At 56.4% G+C, this 18,180-nt stretch carries 15 protein-coding genes and 1 pseudogene; 6 read left to right on the forward strand and 10 right to left on the reverse strand.

Annotated elements, in window-relative coordinates; translation table 11 throughout:
• Positions 1-78: 78 nt before the first annotated feature.
• From TU86_RS18625 to TU86_RS23395, 3 genes and pseudogenes are all read left to right on the forward strand, one after another.
• On the forward strand, positions 79-1,257 hold the full coding sequence (locus TU86_RS18625; RefSeq protein WP_048365790.1) for a tyrosine-type recombinase/integrase: 1,179 nt from the start codon (positions 79-81) through the stop codon (positions 1,255-1,257).
• Between the two features lie 47 nt (positions 1,258-1,304).
• On the forward strand, positions 1,305-2,891 hold the full coding sequence (locus TU86_RS18630; protein ID WP_082149463.1) for an ABC-F family ATPase: 1,587 nt from the start codon (positions 1,305-1,307) through the stop codon (positions 2,889-2,891).
• Between the two features lie 160 nt (positions 2,892-3,051).
• Positions 3,052-3,193: pseudogene (locus tag TU86_RS23395) on the forward strand (MFS transporter); the annotation flags it as partial.
• A 77-nt stretch (positions 3,194-3,270) separates the two neighbouring features.
• On the opposite strand, the gene TU86_RS18635 reads toward TU86_RS23395, so the two are convergent.
• Both TU86_RS18635 and TU86_RS18640 read right to left on the reverse strand, forming a co-directional pair.
• Complete coding sequence (locus TU86_RS18635; RefSeq protein ID WP_048365792.1) at positions 3,271-4,284, reverse strand: alpha/beta hydrolase family protein; 1,014 nt, start codon at positions 4,282-4,284, stop codon at positions 3,271-3,273.
• Positions 4,285-4,456: 172 nt separating this feature from the next.
• Positions 4,457-5,068 (reverse strand): FMN-dependent NADH-azoreductase, encoded by a 612-nt coding sequence (locus TU86_RS18640; protein WP_048365793.1) that lies wholly within the window; start codon positions 5,066-5,068, stop codon positions 4,457-4,459.
• Between the two features lie 128 nt (positions 5,069-5,196).
• On the opposite strand from TU86_RS18640, the gene TU86_RS18645 reads away from it, so the two are divergent.
• Both TU86_RS18645 and TU86_RS18650 read left to right on the forward strand, forming a co-directional pair.
• Entirely contained in the window at positions 5,197-6,105 is a 909-nt protein-coding gene (locus tag TU86_RS18645; RefSeq protein ID WP_048365794.1) for a LysR substrate-binding domain-containing protein, read from the forward strand.
• Complete coding sequence (locus TU86_RS18650; protein ID WP_048365795.1) at positions 6,102-6,461, forward strand: MmcQ/YjbR family DNA-binding protein; 360 nt, start codon at positions 6,102-6,104, stop codon at positions 6,459-6,461. The genes TU86_RS18645 and TU86_RS18650 overlap by 4 nt, the downstream gene beginning before the upstream one ends.
• Before the next feature lie 17 nt (positions 6,462-6,478).
• Here the strand turns inward: TU86_RS18650 and TU86_RS18655 are convergent, their stop codons facing one another.
• Positions 6,479-6,826 (reverse strand): DUF1294 domain-containing protein, encoded by a 348-nt coding sequence (locus TU86_RS18655; protein ID WP_048365910.1) that lies wholly within the window; start codon positions 6,824-6,826, stop codon positions 6,479-6,481.
• A gap of 86 nt (positions 6,827-6,912) precedes the next feature.
• Entirely contained in the window at positions 6,913-7,743 is an 831-nt protein-coding gene (locus TU86_RS18660) for an undecaprenyl-diphosphate phosphatase (RefSeq protein WP_048365796.1), read from the reverse strand.
• Positions 7,744-8,033: 290 nt separating this feature from the next.
• Between TU86_RS18660 and TU86_RS18665 the strand changes: the two genes are divergently transcribed.
• On the forward strand, positions 8,034-9,668 hold the full coding sequence (locus TU86_RS18665; protein ID WP_048365797.1) for a methyl-accepting chemotaxis protein: 1,635 nt from the start codon (positions 8,034-8,036) through the stop codon (positions 9,666-9,668).
• Positions 9,669-9,713: 45 nt separating this feature from the next.
• On the opposite strand, the gene TU86_RS18670 is transcribed toward TU86_RS18665, so the two are convergent.
• From TU86_RS18670 to TU86_RS18695, 6 genes are all read right to left on the reverse strand, one after another.
• A complete protein-coding gene (locus tag TU86_RS18670) occupies positions 9,714-11,561 on the reverse strand; it encodes a polyurethane esterase (RefSeq protein ID WP_048365798.1) in 1,848 nt (615 codons plus the stop codon).
• Positions 11,562-11,586: 25 nt separating this feature from the next.
• Positions 11,587-12,924 carry a TolC family outer membrane protein gene (locus TU86_RS18675; RefSeq protein ID WP_238936377.1) on the reverse strand — a complete coding sequence of 446 codons (1,338 nt, stop codon included), beginning with the start codon at positions 12,922-12,924 and terminating at the stop codon, positions 11,587-11,589.
• Between the two features lie 31 nt (positions 12,925-12,955).
• Positions 12,956-14,266 (reverse strand): HlyD family type I secretion periplasmic adaptor subunit, encoded by a 1,311-nt coding sequence (locus TU86_RS18680; RefSeq protein ID WP_420850458.1) that lies wholly within the window; start codon positions 14,264-14,266, stop codon positions 12,956-12,958.
• A 17-nt stretch (positions 14,267-14,283) separates the two neighbouring features.
• On the reverse strand, positions 14,284-16,038 hold the full coding sequence (locus TU86_RS18685; RefSeq protein ID WP_048365801.1) for a type I secretion system permease/ATPase: 1,755 nt from the start codon (positions 16,036-16,038) through the stop codon (positions 14,284-14,286).
• Between the two features lie 156 nt (positions 16,039-16,194).
• The gene (locus TU86_RS18690) at positions 16,195-16,590 is read right to left on the reverse strand and encodes an AprI/Inh family metalloprotease inhibitor (protein ID WP_048365802.1); all 396 of its coding nucleotides are present in this window, start codon (positions 16,588-16,590) and stop codon (positions 16,195-16,197) included.
• Positions 16,591-16,648: 58 nt separating this feature from the next.
• Entirely contained in the window at positions 16,649-18,091 is a 1,443-nt protein-coding gene (locus TU86_RS18695; protein ID WP_048365803.1) for a serralysin family metalloprotease, read from the reverse strand.
• Positions 18,092-18,180: the final 89 nt, after the last annotated feature.

The raw sequence follows: 18,180 nt of genomic DNA on the forward strand, positions 1-18,180 counted from the left end.
CGCGCGGGGCGTTATTCCTAATGGCGTCTGGAACAAAATTAACAATCGGATCTTTTACAGTGTCAGGAGATATGAAGCATGGCTGGAAAGTCTATGGGACTGCCCGCAGGGGTTGAATTCGCTAACAGTTCAATCCGGGTCCGCTTCTATTGGAATGGGCGGCGATATTGCGAAACGACTCCCTATCCCCAGACGGCCAAAGGGATCAAGTCAGCCACAGCTTTACGTGCTCAAGTAGTCAGCTTGATTAAGCTCGGGATTATGGATGAACAACGCTATTGCGAGTTATTCCCTTCTTCCATACAAGTTTCACGGTCGACCAGCCCTACGCTGTTTGAGTACGCGCAAGACTGGCTGGACAGTCGCGAGATCGCCAAAGGAACGCGCAAAAACTATCTCAGCAGCCTTAACCTGTACTGGATGCCCCACTTGGCCAGGCGGCCAGTGGACCAAATAACATCGGCAGAGCTTCGCAAACTGATTGTGAAGATAAAGTGGTCCACGCCTTCGGTAAAACGCTCAGCCATGAACAGGCTCGGCGCCATTCTGAATACAGCGGTGCTTGATGGCATGATCGAACGCAATCCGCTGGCGTCGATTGAGCTGCCTAAGAGACTCAATAAGGACGTAGACCCTTTCGAACAATCAGAAGTGGAGCTGATCATTGCTCATCTCTACAAAGAGGCATCGCCTTTTACGCGTATTTACGCAGCTTATTTCGAGTTCGCCATGTTCACCGGGATGCGTCCGTGCGAAATCATGGCCTTACGCTGGGACGAGATAGACGAAGATAAGCGTACTGCCCGAATTTGCCGGATCGTCGCCGATCGTCAGATTCGCGAGCGCGTGAAAAACAAAAAAGTCCGGGTGGTGCTTCTAAACGAGCGAGCCATGAAGGCCCTGGCCGAAGCAAAAGCCAACGCTGAACACCGCGCCACGCGTGAAATGCAGCACGCTCACTCCCCATACGTTTTCCCTCCCAGCAAGGGAAATGAGTTCGTCAACGAGACCAGCGTTCTGCACAAGCACTTCAAGCAGGCGCTTATCGCCCTATCGTTACGCGAGCGACCCCAGTACAATTGCCGCCATACATACGCGACCCTATGCCTGATGACGGGAATGAATCCTGCTTTCATCGCAAATCAACTTGGGCATAGCGTGCAAATGCTGCTGTCCACCTATGCCAGATGGATCAGTTCTGCTTCAGACTGGAATGAAATTTCCAAGCTCGGAATGTCGGAAATGGGTACTAAATAGGTACTGGCGCACCTCTCGCAACTCTGTAACCCCCGCAGGATAACCCTTTGATTTCTACAGCTAACATCACGATGCAATTCGGCGCTAAGCCGCTTTTTGAGAACGTTTCAGTCAAGTTTGGCGCGGGCAACCGCTATGGCTTGATCGGTGCCAACGGGTGCGGCAAGTCCACTTTCATGAAGATCCTCGGCGATGATCTTGAGCCGTCTGGCGGCCAGGTCATGCTGGAGCCGAACGTGCGCCTGGGTAAGTTGCGCCAGGATCAGTTCGCCTACGAAGAATTCACCGTGCTCGACACCGTGATCATGGGTCACGAAGAGCTGTGGAAGGTCAAGGCCGAGCGCGATCGTATCTATTCACTGCCCGAAATGACGGAAGACGACGGTATGGCCGTCGCTGAACTCGAAACCGAGTTCGCCGAAATGGACGGTTACACCGCTGAATCGCGCGCCGGTGAGTTGCTGCTAGGTCTGGGGATCGGTATCGAACAGCACAATGGCCCGATGAGCGAAGTCTCGCCAGGCTGGAAGTTGCGTGTTCTGCTGGCTCAGGCGCTGTTCTCCGATCCTGAAGTATTGCTGCTCGACGAACCGACCAACCACTTGGATATCAACACTATCCGCTGGCTGGAAAACATTCTGACGCAGCGTAACAGCCTGATGATCATCATTTCTCACGATAGACACTTCCTGAACAGTGTCTGCACCCACATGGCTGACCTGGACTACGGCGAACTGCGTCTGTTCCCGGGCAACTATGACGAGTACATGACGGTCGCCACCCAATCGCGCGAGCAACTGCTGTCAGAAAACGCCAAGAAAAAGGCTCAGATCAACGAGCTGCAAGCGTTCGTCAGCCGCTTCTCGGCTAACGCCTCGAAATCCAAGCAGGCCAGCTCCCGCGCCAAGGCGATCGACAAGATCACTCTGGCCGAAGTCAAACCTTCGAGCCGTGTCAGCCCGTTCATTCGTTTCGAGCAAAACAAAAAGCTGCACCGTCAGGCTGTGATTGTCGAGCAGATGGCCAAAGGCTTTGATGGCAAAACGCTGTTCAAGGACTTCAGCTTCACCGTTGAAGCGGGCGAGCGCGTAGCGATCATTGGCCCGAACGGTATCGGCAAAACCACCTTGTTGCGCACCCTGGTCAACGAACTGACTCCGGATGCCGGTACTGTGAAGTGGACCGAAGCCGCTGAGCTGGGTTACTACGCCCAAGACCACGCACATGACTTCGAAGACGACATGACCCTGTTCGACTGGATGGGTCAGTGGACTCAAGGCGAGCAAATGGTACGCGGCACTTTGGGCCGCATGCTGTTCTCCAACGATGACATTCTCAAGTCGGTAAAAGTGATTTCCGGTGGTGAGCAAGGTCGCATGCTATTCGGCAAGCTGATCCTGCAAAAAGCCAACGTGCTGATCATGGACGAACCGACCAACCACTTGGACATGGAATCCATCGAAGCGCTGAACCTGGCGCTGGAAAACTACCCGGGCACGCTGGTTTTCGTCAGCCACGACCGTGAATTTGTTTCCTCGCTGGCCACTCGCATCATTGAGTTGAGCCCAAGCGGCGTGATCGACTTCAGCGGCACATACGATGACTACCTGCGTAGCCAAGGCGTCGTGTTCTGATTCAAGGCACCCTGCGGCCTTAATAGCGTCATCAAAAAACCCGTCCTCGTGACGGGTTTTTTGTGGGCTGGCGTTCGTAGCAAAAGTTAGCCTGCTTTCTTTTATCGCCCGCGCCCGCCATCATGCGCGCCAACGATGATTGTTAGCCGGAACGCCCGTCATGCCTGTGCAACACCCCTCGCCCACACCTTGCGGGTCAGTCACGCTACAAATCTTGTCCATCGTTTTATACCTTCATCGCCTTGCTGTGCATGGGTTTGCCCATCGCGGTTCTGCCCGGCTATGTTCACGATCATTTTGGTCAGTTTTCGGCCTGATCGCGCCCCATGGGCTGAGCCTGATGTTGCCTCGATTGGCTACGGGACGCTGACCACGTTCATCACCCTGTAGGCGAATGACGTTGCAAGGACTGCCGGAAAAATCGACCTGCCTCCTCAATCAGGTCGCGGTGTATATCCTCGCGATCAACCCCTTCTGCGTCGGTGCACAAACCGGGCATTGTCGCCATCTGCTCATCCGTACACGGCGCCATGAATACAAAGTGACCTGCGCCCGCAATCACCTTGAATTCGGGTGCCACCGGCAACTTGCGTGCGAGCGCATCGGCGTTTTTGTCCGGGAACACCAACGTATCGTCATCGCCACTGTAAAGCAGGACTGGCACATGGACATCTGCCAGCGTTTGGCGTCCGAACATCAGACTCAGCGGTGCCAGCAGCAGCAATGCATGCACCCGCGGGTCTGCGCTGGGGACAAGGTCGTCACGATCGGCGATCAACTCGCCCTGTGTGGTGCAAGCGTCACGGTCATTCGGGCGCTCCTGGCAGTAACGGCGTAAACGCTCCAGATCTGGTTGCGCGCCCGCGAGGATCAGCGCGGTTTCCCCTCCGGCCGAGTAACCCATGACGCCCACTTCATCACCCAGTACGTGGGGTGATAAATGGCGGTCATGCAAGGTCGCGCTGATCGCCGCGGATATCTGCATGGGCCGCCCATACAAGTTGCTCAAGGTGCCAAGCCGACTGTGATCTTTATAGTTATCGCCGGGGTGGAGTACGGCAACCACGACAAAACCTTTACGTGCCAGCGCTGTGGCCATGTCATGCAGGGCCAGTGGTGTGCCGGTATTGCCATGGGACAACATCAACAACGGGTAATGCCCGCTGGCAATTTTGGCGTTTTCAGTGGCGTCCACTTGATAGCTGCCTAATCGGCTACTGCCCTCTTTCGCCGTAGAGGGGTAAAAGGCAATCGCGTGCATCGGCTGATGATCCAGCGGGTCCAGAAAATTCAGGCGATGAAAGCCCACACTCCACTGCAAGACCGGTTCAGCTCGCACGATTAAAGGGCAGCTAGACCATAAAAAAACCAGAACCGCACACAGACGCATCATGGAGGCTCACCTTGGTGAAGGCTTAGCGTGAGAGTTGATGCCAAAACGTAGTGGTTGATCTGGGCATAATCCACGCCAGCATCTTTCAGGCCAGAAGCAAAAAACTCCGTAGCCTGGCCATGTGTAGATGGCCAGAATACAGAGTTTAGTGTGTACGGCGTGCCCGCAAAGCTTACGCGACGCTGAACAAGCCTTCGTTAATGTGCGCGTGTGCATCATTCATGGCTTTGCTGCGAACATCGTCGCCGTAAGCCAGACCGTGAGCGCGAACAAACTCGATATCAGTGATGCCCAGAAAGCCCAACATGACTTTCAAATAGTCCTCATGTGCCGAACCGGTAGGCTGGCCCACGTGCAAGCCGCCTGAGGTGGAGACCACGATGACCTTTTTGTTAGCGCAAAGCCCTTCAGGCCCGGCATCGGTGTAACGGAAGGTCTGGCCAGCCACGGCAATACGATCAATCCACGCTTTGAGCTGGGTCGGGATCGTGAAGTTGTACATCGGTGCGCCAATCACGACCGCATCGGCAGCCAAGAACTGCGCCAAGGTATCTGCGCTCAATTGTGCTTCATGCTTGTGTGCTGCATCACGCAGTTCAGCCGGGGTGGCGGCGGCCACCAGCGTAACGGAGGAAAAGTGTTCAATCGCTTCAGCCGCCAGATCGCGGTAGCTCACTTCAATGCTCGGATCGGCGGCTTTCCAGGCGCCAACGACTTCACGGCTCAACTGACGCGACGCTGAGTTATCGCCCAAAATGCTCGAATCGATATGCAACAGTTTCATGGTGATCTCCACAAATGAGAATCGCCGCCGGGCGATCAAGTGGCAGTGATACTACCGATGAAAGCAATCGACGATAAGTCATCCGTTGTGTGATAGTTCGTCCCACTTGTAGGACGGTGAGAAAACTCATGCAGGATCTTAACGATCTCTATTACTTTGCCAAGGTGGTCGAAGCCGGCGGGTTTGCCGCTGCGGGCCGGCTACTGGGTGTCCCCAAGTCACGCTTGTCGCGCCGGGTCGCCGAGCTTGAGGAACGCTTGGGCGCGCGTCTGTTACAGCGCACCACCCGCCAACTCAAACTGACAGCCGTGGGTGAACGTTACCTGCGCCACTGCCAGGCGATGCTGCTTGAAGCCGAGATGGCTGACGAGGCTGTCGCCAGCATGTCCAGCGAACCGCGCGGGCCGTTGCGGGTGTCATGTCCGGTGGGACTGGCGCATGAATTCATGCCCGAGGTCATTAGCGCGTTTTTGCGCGCCTACCCTCAGGTGCAGCTGGAAATGATCCTGCTCAATCGTCGGGTTGACCTGATCACCGAGGGCATTGACGTAGCGATGCGTGTGCGCGAGCTGGGGGACGAAGACCCATTGTTGGTCACGCGGCGCCTGCGTCAGGCGCAGACCGTCATGGTGGCAAGCCCCGAGTTTGCCCGTGAATGGCCCATCAGTACCCCGAATGACTTGAAGCAGGTCCCGGTTTTAGGTGCCCTGGAGGCTGATCGCATGGTCCACCTGCGCATGCTGGATGAACAGGGCAAGCCTTGCGACCTGGTGCTGCAAGCGCGGTTAGGCATTGATGACTTTATTGTGCGCAAAGCCTGCACCCTGTCAGGGATGGGTTTCACCGTGCTGCCCATGATGTATTGCGAGCAGGAATTGCACACAGGCCAACTGGTGCAATTGCTGCCCAAATGGTCACTGCCGGGTGGCTGGCTGCACGCGGTCTACCCGCATCGGCGCGGTGTCATGCCCGCAGTACGCGCCTGGATCGAACATCTGGTCGAATCATTTGAACGCTGTGGAGACAAGCTTCTATGAGCGCTAACACGATGAGTAAAGAAGAGGTCGCTGCGTATTGCCGCAGCCTGCCGGGCGTCAAAGAAGACATTAAGTGGGGAGGTGTTCATGTGTTCTTTGTTGACCAGAGCAAGATGTTTGCGCTGTTCAACCTGAATCAGGACGGGCTGTCTTTTAAAGTCGAAAAAGACCTGTTTCTGGGCTATGTCGACCGACCGGGCATACATCCCTCGCCGTATCTGGCGCGGGCGCACTGGATCAACATGAAAACACCCTACCCGATGGCCACCGCAGAACTGCAAGACTTACTGCGCCGTTCTCATCAGCTGGTGGTGAGTAAACTGCCGAAAAAACGTCAGATCGGCTTATTGCTCTGACGTTTTTGCGCAGTGGCCTACAGATCAATAAACGTCATTTTCAAGAACAGCACATCAATCCAGAGTGCTTGATGCGCCGCGACGATCAACCAGAACCACACTTGGTAGGAGACTTTGCGGGTTTTGTGGCGAAACACGTGTTGCGCCACACATGCTCCAGGCCATCCCCCCAACAACTCCACCCCATGCAGGACGTTCTCCGGCGTACGCCAGCGGCCTGCTCGGGCCTGTTGTTTGTCATACCCATACAAGCCGAATGCCAGCGCGCTGGCGATGACGTACCCCCATAACGGCACGGGGGTGACGCCGGTGACCAGCAGCATCACCGCGCCCCCTACCGGCAACGCGCACAGCAGGGCAAACATCACTAGCTTGAACTTCACACCACGAACCGGTCCGGTGTCATGCGCCGGCTCGCGCCCACGGGGCTGACGCTGTTTGACGGGTGTTCTCACGCAGACGCTGCCGACCAGTCAATCCAGCCAAACTGCCAGGTGGCCAATATCAGCAGGCCAAAGACAATGCGATACCAGGCAAAGGCCGCATAACTGTGACTGGAAATAAACTTCAACAAGGCACGTACGGCAATCATCGCGAAGATGAACGAGGTCACAAAGCCAATGGCAAACACCGGCAAATCATCCGGTTGAAACAGGTGACGGTACTTGTAACCGGAGTACACCGCTGCACCGACCATGGTCGGCATCGCCAGGAAAAACGAAAACTCAGTCGCAGCCTTTCGTGACAAACCAAATAACAAACCGCCAATGATGGTCGAGCCCGAACGCGACGTGCCGGGGATCATTGCCAGGCATTGGGCGAAACCGATCTTGACGGCGTCCTTCCAGGTCATGTCATCCACGGTTTCTGCGTGGATCACATGCTGGCGACGTTCGGCCCATAGCATGATGATCCCGCCGATGACCAAGGCTGTGGCCACGGTGATCGGGTTGAACAGGTACTCATGAATGGTATCGGCGAAAATCACGCCCAGCACCACGGCGGGCAGTACAGCAATTATCAAGTTGACGGTAAAGCGACGTGCCTGCGGCTGTGTGGGCAAGCCGGTGACGACGTCCAGAATCTTGCGTCGAAACTCCCAGACCACGGCCAGAATCGCGCCGAGCTGAATAATGATGTTGAACGCCATCGCCCGCTCACCACCAAAGTTGAGCAAGTCGGCAACGATGATTTGGTGGCCCGTACTGGAAATCGGCAAAAATTCCGTCAGGCCTTCTACTACGCCGAGTATCAACGCCTGTGCGGCAGTCCAAAGATCCATTGTTCCCCCATAAAGCCCCGCATCATGCCGAGCAGATAAGTCATTAGTGAGTGCCTGCAACCGCTGCCGCGGGGTGGGTTACAGCCGTGGATTTTCGCCAGCGCGATGTGAAAAAAATGTCAGAAATCAAGAAACATACAGGTTTTGCGATTTCGGCCGAGATCCTATCAGACACACCCGACTTTCGCTGCTATGACATTAGACCCAAGTCGCATGGGCCACACCCGCCAAGCGTGCTTGGATGCTAGTCAGTGTCGACTACAAGAAGAAAAACAAGGAGTGACCGTTTTATGAATACCTTACGCAGGTTGTCCATCAGCCGTCGTTTGTGGCTGATTTTGATCGTGGCCATGGCCATGCTGCTGGCGTTGGGTTTGTTGATGCTCAAACAGATCCATGACGATCTTTATCAGGGCAAAGTCCAGAAAACCCAGCATGTCGTCCAGACTGCCAGCGGCATTCTCAATTACTACCATGGGCTGGAAACGGCAGGTTCCTTGAGCCGCGAAGCCGCACAACAGCAGGCGTTGAGCGTGATCAGCCAGTTGCGCTACGACCACGATGACTACTTCTGGATCAATGACCTGCGCCCCTACATGGTCATGCACCCCACCAACCCCAAACTGGATGGCAAAGACCTCTCGGCAATCAAAGACCCGGACGGCTTTGCGATATTCAGCGAAATGGCGTCGCTGGCCAAAGCCAAAGGCGCGGGCATGGTCGATTACCGCTGGCCAAAACCCGGCTCTGACGCCCCGGTGCAAAAAACCTCCTATGTCCAACTGTTCGAGCCGTGGGGGTGGGTCATGGGGTCGGGGGTGTACATCGATGACATGCAGGCCGAGTTTTGGGGACAAGTCTGGAAAGCCTGCTGGGCCGGGCTTGGCATCGCGTTGATCATGGCCGCACTGGTGACAGTGATTGCGCGCAGTATCGTGCGTCCGCTGCAAGACGCCGTGCAGGCTATGGCCAACATCGCCAGTGGCGAAAGCGACCTGACCCGCAGCCTGGACACCCACGGGCAGGACGAAGTCACCGAACTGGCGCATCATTTCAATGTGTTTGCCGCCAAGTTGCGCAATGTGGTCAGTCACCTGCAATCCACGGCCACAGCACTGGACCAGTCCTCTACTGAGCTAGGCAACGATGCCAATGATGCTCAACATCGATGCCAGCAACAGGCGCTGCAAATGGATCAAGTGGCGACGGCGATCAACGAAGTCACCTACGCCGTGCAGGATGTGGCCAAAAACGCTGAGCACGCAGCCAGCGAAATGCGCGGTGCCCAGGAGCAGGCCGAGCAAGGCCAGCACAACATTGACAGCAGCCTGCAACAGATCGGCGACTTGTCCGGCACCATCAACCAGGCCGTCGAGGTGATTCGCACCCTGGCCTCGCAAAGCAGTGACATCAGTACGGTGCTGGAGGTGATCCGTTCGATCGCCGAGCAAACCAACCTGCTGGCACTCAATGCGGCCATTGAAGCGGCCCGTGCAGGTGAGCAAGGTCGCGGTTTTGCCGTGGTGGCGGACGAAGTCCGGTTGCTGGCCCAACGCACGCAAAAGTCCACTGCAGACATTCAGACCATGATCGAGGGGCTGCAAAAACACTCCGAAGCGGCGGTCAATGTCATCGCCAGCAGCAGCCGCGCATCACAGTCAACCATCGAGCAAGCGACGTTGGCCGGGCAAAGCCTGAGCAGTATTGGTCAGGCCTTGAATAATTTGAATGGTCTGAACGCCTCGATTGCCAGTGCCACCTTGCAACAGGCGCATGTGGTCGAAGACATCAACCAAAACGTGACCCAGGCCGCTGGCTTGTCGCAAAGCACGGCACAGGCGGCCGAGCAATCGAGCGCTGCCAGTGTTCATCTCAAGGCGTTGAGTGTGCAGTTGAACAATCTGTTACGTCAGTTCAAGGTCTGACGTGCGCCGCGGCGCAGACCTGCTCTGCGCCGCAATGGTGATCGATCAAGCGATCACAATGTCCGCGCCGCCAAGATGGGCCAGGCCCACGCCCACCAACGTGACCGAGCTGTCACCAAAACTCAGTACAGTGTCGGCGCCCGATGCACGGGCATGTGCCCGGTAATCGGCGTTGTAACCGCCCTCCACGCCCAAAAACACCAATGTGTCGTTGCCTTGATAGCCCTTGAGCGTGTCGTGCCCGAAATCACCGGTGAACACGAAGGTGTTACGACCTCCCGCCGCCTCTAGCAGGTCATCCCCCGCCCCACCAATGAACACATGCTGGCCCAGCGTACCGATCAAATGATCATTGCCTCCCTGCCCGATCAGCCAGTCACCCTTGAGCTGGGCCTTGAGCGTACTGTCAGCGGTGCTGGCAGTGACTGAGTGGGTGTAATCGCTGCGGCTATTGCCTGTCCACAACCCATCGTCAGCCACCCGGTGCGTGACCGACTGGCGGATGCCCAGCCAATTGGGCTCCTCGCTTACCAGCATGCTGATGTCATGGGTCAATGTAATTGCGCCGTGAGCGTCGCGCACATACACCGTGCCCTGCCCGTCATTTACCACATCGACCTTGCTTAAAGACGTTTGCAACTCCAGCGTATTGATACCTTTTCCCCCCACAATGATGTTGTAACCGCCACTGTCACGGAACGTGTCGTTGCCATCACGCCCTTCAAGGAAGTCATTACCGCGCCCCCCTTGAATCAAGTCATTGCCATCGCTGCCAATAATCAACGTGGTGCCGGTGTGCGTTTGAGCATTGCGATTGAGGTCTTGCACCCAGGTGGTTGCCCGGGCCGGATCGGACAGGTTGGCGACGACGATGGTCGAATCCTTGTACGTCAGGTCGTAGAACGCCGAATCGAGGATACGGTTCATGCCGCTTTCGTAGCCACTGGGCAAGTGCGTGACCCACGTCGACACATTGACGATAGAAAACGGCATCACATTCCACAGGGTTGACGCGTAATGGTCGTTGAAGCTCACGATGTTGTTGGTCGCCGACGGCTGATGCGCGTCATGAACGCCCAATGACGACAGGCTGAAATCAGAACCGTCGAGCGCTCGAAACACCGGGTCGTTCTCGTAACCAATGTTCAACACGTTGTGCGTGTTATCACTTTGGGTCGGTGACGCAAACGCCACGTAGCGCGCGTCCTGATAAAAGCCTGACCAACGATCAGTACTCAGGTCGGCCAGGCTGTTGACCGCCAACCCGCCCAGGCTATGGCCGCTGACTAAAATGTCCTTGCCACTTAAACCATGAGCCGCGGCAAAGGCTGCTACGTTGCCCAGCAGCGCGTTAAACGCGTTGCCCGTGTAGTTTTTGGCGTAATCGGCAGGGCCGATCGCCGCCAGCAGGTCGCTGATGGCATCGCCAATAGAATCGGTAATCAACGATTCTCGTGGGCCACTGGTGCCACGAAAACCGATGCCGATTGAAGTTAAATGCCCATCAGCTGTGTATTTGCCCAGAATTTCTACCTGAGCGGTGTCGTAGCCTTTCTTTTCGCCGAAGAAGGTGCCGCGCTGGTCGACCTTTCCCGCGTAGCCCAGTTGCTCGGCGCTGATCGGTGTCCAGCCGGCTTTCTCGACCGCTTCACGCGCCAGCTTTTCGGAGTCCGGGTTCCACGGGATGCCAGGTACCACCCCTTGCGCGTCCACGCCACCCAACACCGCCTTGACCAGCGTGGCAGGCAAGCCGGTGCCCATACCGTTTTTCTGATAACCGACTGCAAACCCGTTATCGATGTTGTGATAGCTGTACAACGTGATTGCCAAAGCATCTTTGAACAGCGCCGCCGAAGCCTCTGTTCCCACATCCTTGTAGTCAAAAACAGCCATGGTGTTGCACGCCTCAGGGTAGAAACTAATGAGCGTTCAAAGGCTGAACAAACGCCTCATCGACACGCGCAAGGTCTTGTTCGCGCAAGGTGCCCGCATAGAAATGCAGCTTGGTCCACGCCAATAAGTAGTCATAACGGGTTTGCGCTAGATCACGTCGCGTGCTGTAAAGCTGCTGCTCGGCATTCAATGCGTCCAGGTTGACTCGCTCACCGCCCAAAATGCTTTGCCGAGTGGAGACCACTAACGCCTCGGCCGAAGTCAGGGCTTTTTGATAAGCGCGCAGTTTGCTGACCCCCGACTGACAGGCATTGAATTGACGGCGCAGTTCGATCAGCGTTTCGCGGGTTTTACCTTCCAGCTCGTACTCGACTTGAGACAAATTGCTGCTGGCCTGGCGCACCGAGGCCGAGACCCCGCCGCCCGCATACAGCGGCAGGTTGATTTCAATCCCAATGGTGTTGGTGTCATAACGCTGGTTGTAGGTGTTGCCGCTTTCCGACTCCATCTTGCGCACACTGGCATAGGCGTTGAGCTTAGGCAGATGGCCGGCGCGGTTGCGCTCGACTTCATAACGCGCCACTTCCAGCGCTTCACGTTGCGAGGCTAACGCCGGGTTATTGGCCAGCGCCAAGTCGTGCCAGGTCGAGAAATTGGCAGGTTCAAGGGCGAAGGTGCCGAAGTTATGGGCCAGCGGCGTGAGTTGATCAATGTCGATCAGCGGCTGGCCAATCAGCGCACCCAGTTCGCGCAACGCCGCATCTTGCTCATCGCGGGCCTGAATTTCCTCGGCGGTGGCCAATTCATAGCGCGATTCGGCTTCAAGAATGTCCGTACGCGTGCCCTCGCCTTGGCGAAACAGGTGCTCGTTCTGCTGCCATTGTTGCTCGTAGGCTTTTTTCTTGGCTTGTGCGTTGTCGATTTGATCCTGCGCAAACAACGCCTGCGTGTAATGCGTCAGTACCCGCACCAGCAGTTCCTGACTTTTACTGCGAAAATTCTCATCGGCAAACAGCGATTGCGCCACACCCTTGCGGTAATTGGCGTAAGCCTCGTAGTCAATCAAGGGCTGTTGCAGCATGAACGTCGAACCGTAGCTGCTGTAGTTGCGGTCTTCGTGGCGGTTGCCGTTTTCATTCAGATAGGTGGCTTTAGAGTTGTTGCGCCCCTTGTTGTAGTTGTACGACAACTTGGGTAGCAGGCCAGCACGGCCGATGATGCGGTTTTCCTGGCCTGCCTCACGCTCCTTGATTGCCCCCAGAAACTCAGGGTCATTGCGTAATGCCTGTTCGTACACCTGAAACGGTCCCATCGCCTGTGCGCTAACGGCGATCCCCGCCCATAGCACCAACCCCAGGTACATCTTTGAAGCTGCTTTCATACGTCGCAATTTCCTATCGCTCAGTCAACGCAGAACCTGCGCGATCCAACAGTGGTTTGAACAGGTAGTTGAGCAGCGAGCGCTCGCCCGTGCGCACAAACATCTCAGCTGGCATGCCGGGTTTGATCACCAGGCCATTGAGTTTCTCCAGTGCCTGGTCACTCACCGAACTGCGCAGCACGTAGTACGGCATGCCGGTTTTTTCATCGAGCAACTGGTCGGCGGACACCAGACTGACTTGCCCGGATACGCGCGGGGTGCTGCTTTGGTTGAAGGCGGTGAACAGAATGTCCACCGGCAACTGATCACCGACCTTGTCCACGAGGTTCACGGGCAAGCGGCCTTCCACTTCCAGTCGTGTGCCCTGCGGCACGATCTCTAGCAGGGTTTCACCGGCCCGAATCACCGCGCCTTCGGTGTGCACACCCAGATTGACGGCAATGCCATCGGCGGGTGCATTAATCGCACTGTGCTGGAGGTCAAAGTCGGCGGAGGCCAGTTGCTGCTCAAGGGTCAGGCTTTTGAGTTGTGCATCAGCCAACTGACTGCGCACCTCTTTTTGGTATTCATCAACGTGCTGCGCTAATTTAAGGCGCGATTCGAGAATCCCTTGCTCTATGCGACCGCTTTCACCGGCGTTTTGCGCCACATCCTGCTGTACCTGCGACAGTTGGCGCTCGTACTCCATCAACCGGTTACGCGGGATGTAGCCGTTTTCAGCCAAAGGACGAAGATTGATCAACTGTTGGCGCAAGGAATCGGCCTGAGCGCCCAAATCGCCGCGCGCTCGGCGCATACCGGCCAATTGTTGGGTCGCGCCCTCGATACTGGCTTTAAGCCCGGATTGCTCACGGGCAAACGCCTCTCGACGGCTGCTGAACAGTTGCTGCTGACCTTCCAGTACCAATGCCAGTCGCGGGTCAGGGTTAGCGCTCAACTCGGGCGGAAAACTCACTCGCTGCAAGTTGTCGCGCTCACTCTGCCAACGCGCCGTGCTGGCCCAAGCCATGCGGTACTGCGCACGCAACGATTGAACATCAGCGTCGATCTGGGTTTGATCGAGTTGAAACAGCGGCTCGCCCTGGCGCACCACCTGCCCTTCACGCACCAGAATTTGGCTCACAACGCCAGCCCCCAGCGATTGCACCGCCTTACGCTTGCCTGACACCACCACGGTGCCTTGAACCGGAATACCTTCATCCAGCGGCGCAAGGCTGGCCCATGCAAAGAAACTGCCTGCGCCGACAATGGTCAGGATCCAGCCCATGCGCACGTAAAATCCGGCGCCTCGTTCACAAGCCTTGGGTAATTTTTGATCATTCATGATAGGAGCGTCCTTGCTCATGCGCCTGTGCTCTGGGTCTGTGCCTGATGCGGGCGATTGATACTGACTGCCGAGCCATGTTGTTGCTGGACATTGGCCAGCGCTTTGAGGACCTCCGCGCTGGGGCCGAACACCTGAGTTCGCCCCTCATTAAGCACCAGCAATTTGTCAGCCTGAGCCAACGATGAAGACCGATGGGTGACCAGCACCACGCTGCTGCCCTGCGCCTTGAGTTGCGCAATGGCATTGGTCAACGCCGCATCACCCACCGCATCCAGATTGGAATTGGGCTCATCCAGCACCACCAGGCGCGGGCTGCCATAGAGCGCCCGCGCCAACGCCACGCGCTGCTTTTGCCCGCCCGACAAACCGCTGCCGTTGTCCCCCAGCACCGTGTCGTAACCCTGCGCCAGGCGCAAAATCATCTCGTGAACACCGGCTTGCTGAGCGGCGGCCACCACATGCTGCGGGTCTGGATCGCGAAAGCGCGCAATGTTTTCGGCGATAGAGCCACTGAACAGTTCGATGTCCTGAGGCAAATAGCCAATGTAGGGCCCCAACTGGTCGCGGTTCCACTGATGAATATCGGCACCGTCAAGGCGCACTGTGCCCGCCAGAGTGGGCCATACACCTACCAACACCCGCGCCAGCGTTGACTTGCCCGAGCCCGATGCACCCAATACGCCCAACACTTCGCCTGCATTGAGGCTAAAACTGACCTGGTGCAGTGTCGGCACGGGGATGCCCGGTGGCGCCGCACTGACCTGCTCCAAACTCAGTTGGCCCTTAGGCGCCGGTAAGGCCATGTTGTCTTCAACCGGCGGATGCTCACGCAGTAAACCGTCCAGACGCTGATACGCCAACTTGGCCGAACTCCACTGCTTCCACACGGCAATCAACTGATCGATGGGGCTGAGCACGCGCCCCATCAGAATGGAACCGGCGATCATCATGCCCGCGCTCATTTCGCCTTGAATCACCAGTAACGCGCCAAGCCCCAACACCAATGACTGCAAGCATAAGCGCAGCGTTTTGCTGACTGACCCGATCACCGCGCCGGTGTCGCTGGCTTTGTTTTGCTCGGTCAAAAAGCGTGAGTGCACGTTAAACCAACGTTTACGTAAGACCCCCAACATGCCCATTGCCTGAATCGTCTCGGCATTGTGCAAATGGCTGGTGGCCAATTGACTGGACTGTTGCGAATACACGCTGGCCTGACTCAAGGACTTGCGGGTCATGACCTCGTTGACACATGCCAGCACAATCAGCAACGCCGCACCTGCCGTGGCAAAGACCCCCAGCCAGGTATTGAACATAAAAATCACAAACAGGTAGACCGGAAACCACGGCGCATCAAAAAACGCAAACAGGGCCGGGCCGGTGACGAATTGACGAATCAGCGTCAGATCGCCTAACGCCTGCCCGGCATGGGCCTGACCGCTGAACAGGTTACGTTCGAAGGCTGCACGGTAGACCTGCTGGTTAAAGCGGCGCTCCAATTGGCTGCCGATACGAATAACGATAAAGCTGCGCACTGTTTCCAGCGTGCCAATGAAGATAAAGAACCCCACGACCATTAACGACAACATGGCCAGGGTGGTGGTGTTTTGCGACGACAGCACCCGGTCATACACCTGAAGCATATAAATGGAGGGCACTAACATCAGGATATTAATCAGTGCGGTAAAACAGCCGACACTGATCAGGATTTTTTTATAGTCAGCCAACGCATGTATCAGGGGCGCGACGGGACTACTTTTAAGGCGCTTCATGAATCTTCCTTGATCAATAAACTACTTATCCAAGGCACGGGGTGGGGCCTCGCAAAGCCCTGGCTACCGGCCAACTTGTTCATTGGCTCATCACTGCACCGCTGTTATTGAACGACACTGATCCGCCCTCACTCATGCACCTTTAAGCCACGCCCCTTACTTCACACTTTGTAAATGCGCACGCTGCATGACCAGGGTGTTAGCGCCTTCCACTTCGCCCTCATAACGACCGGCCTCTATTAATGCCAAAAATATCGATTGCGTCCCGTCCTTACCGATAAGTAAAAGACCATCCGGGGTGGGCGACCACGTTGCGGGGGTAGTTCCCAACCAGGGTGCGAGGCACTTGACCTGCGCACTGAACGTTCGGTCTTGTTTGAGTTTTACCGTGCAGCTGTCTTTTTCATTCTGTTGCAGATAAAACGTCCAACTGCCTGCCACTTGTGCAGGGCTTAACAACATCAATGAACTGGCCATAACGCTCTCGGTGGTCAACAACAGCAATGCAGCGATACCGCCCATTGCCCTGGAAATTCTGGATGCAGTGCTCATAGGACCTCGGCCTTGTGCCAGAGAGCAGCGCTTGCGCGCTGCTCATGAACCGACAGCTTTACGCGACGATGTCGTAAGTTGCCACTTGGCCCACAGTGGTGACCAGGAAGTCAGCGACACCCTGGCCGCTGAAGTCCACTTGCAGCGACCCAGCGTTGCTAGCCTGGTGGTAGCTGACAATGGCATCACCGGCATGACCGGTGAACGCGTCAACAAAGTTCAGGCCACCCAGCTTGGTGATCGCAGTGAGGTCGATTTTGTCAAAGCCGCTCTGGAAGTCCTTGATGATATCGGCCGCTTTGGGTGTGGAGTCAGACACCGCCCCAAACACGAACGTGTCAGAACCGGTGCCACCCCACAGCACGTCGGCACCGCCGCCGCCATAAATGATGTCGTTCCCGGCACCACCTTTGAGCACGTTGGCAGCATCGTTACCGATCAGCAAGTCGTTGCCCGAGCCACCAATGGCGTTTTCGATGGTCACGCCTTGGGCGATCGACACGTTACCGGTCATGCCGCCAACATCAGAGAACGAACCTGCGGTGAGGTTGATTTTCTGGTTTTGGCTGAAGCCCGAGAAGTCCAGCGTATCGTTACCGCCGCCGTCCCACACCGAGAAAATCAGTTTGTCGGTCGACGAGGTGGCGCTATAGAAGTCACGGTCAGCCGTCGAGTTGAAACCGTAAACGGTGTCATCCGCACGGGTTTCCAGGTTGGCGCCATACAGCTTTTGCACAGCGGCAATATCATCGAGCAACGGCGCAGAGGCGTACGCACCTTCACCGGTTTTGGTGAAGACCTGGCCCGTGTTTTTCTCACTCCAGTAGCTCATGACACTGTAGGCGCGGGTATCTTCGGCGTACACCGCGTCGCGATAGGTCGGGTTGCCATTGCCAGCGTTGTAGTCGCCGGGGTGTGACAGGCCCAGGGTGTGGCCGATTTCATGAGTCAGAGTCTGGCGACCGTAGTTGCCTTCTCCCGGGGTTTTATTGACTTGGTAGTCCTTGTTGATCAAGTACCACGACTCACCTTTGCGCGAGCTGTTTGGCAAGTAGGCAAAGGCCGCGCCGCCATTGCTGGCACTGAAGTTGGCGAATGTCATGTGACCATCGTCACCCCGAGCTGCCGGGCCTTCAGTGAAGGTCACTTTGGCAACGTCTGCCCATGACTCCAGCGACAGTTTGGCTTGCTCTTTTTGCAATGCCGAGAACTGGCTGAACGTACCCAGACCGCGGGAGGCATAGCCGACAGGTGGGGCTGTGAGGAAGGTGTAGGTCAGGTTGATAACACCGTCGTTGTTAAGGTCGTGCCAGCTCGCACCGCTACGGGTCAGTTGGTCAGCCACCTGGTCAACCGTGAACGAGGGTTTGCCATTGACCAGATGATCACCTCGATCATAGAAATGGCTGAAATTATCAATTTGAGTGAAGGCAGAACTGGTGCCGTTGGCAGCAAACGTCTGGTTTACGGACAGTGCTGCTTTCTCTTTAAGTTTCGACATGTAAACATTTCCTTGTTTAGCAGTAGAAAAGTTTTGACAGACAACGACGATCCCTTGGCGAGATCGTCCTATCACTCGCCGTTAAATGG

This window comes from Pseudomonas weihenstephanensis (genome assembly GCF_001043055.1).
Lineage (GTDB): Bacteria > Pseudomonadota > Gammaproteobacteria > Pseudomonadales > Pseudomonadaceae > Aquipseudomonas > Aquipseudomonas weihenstephanensis.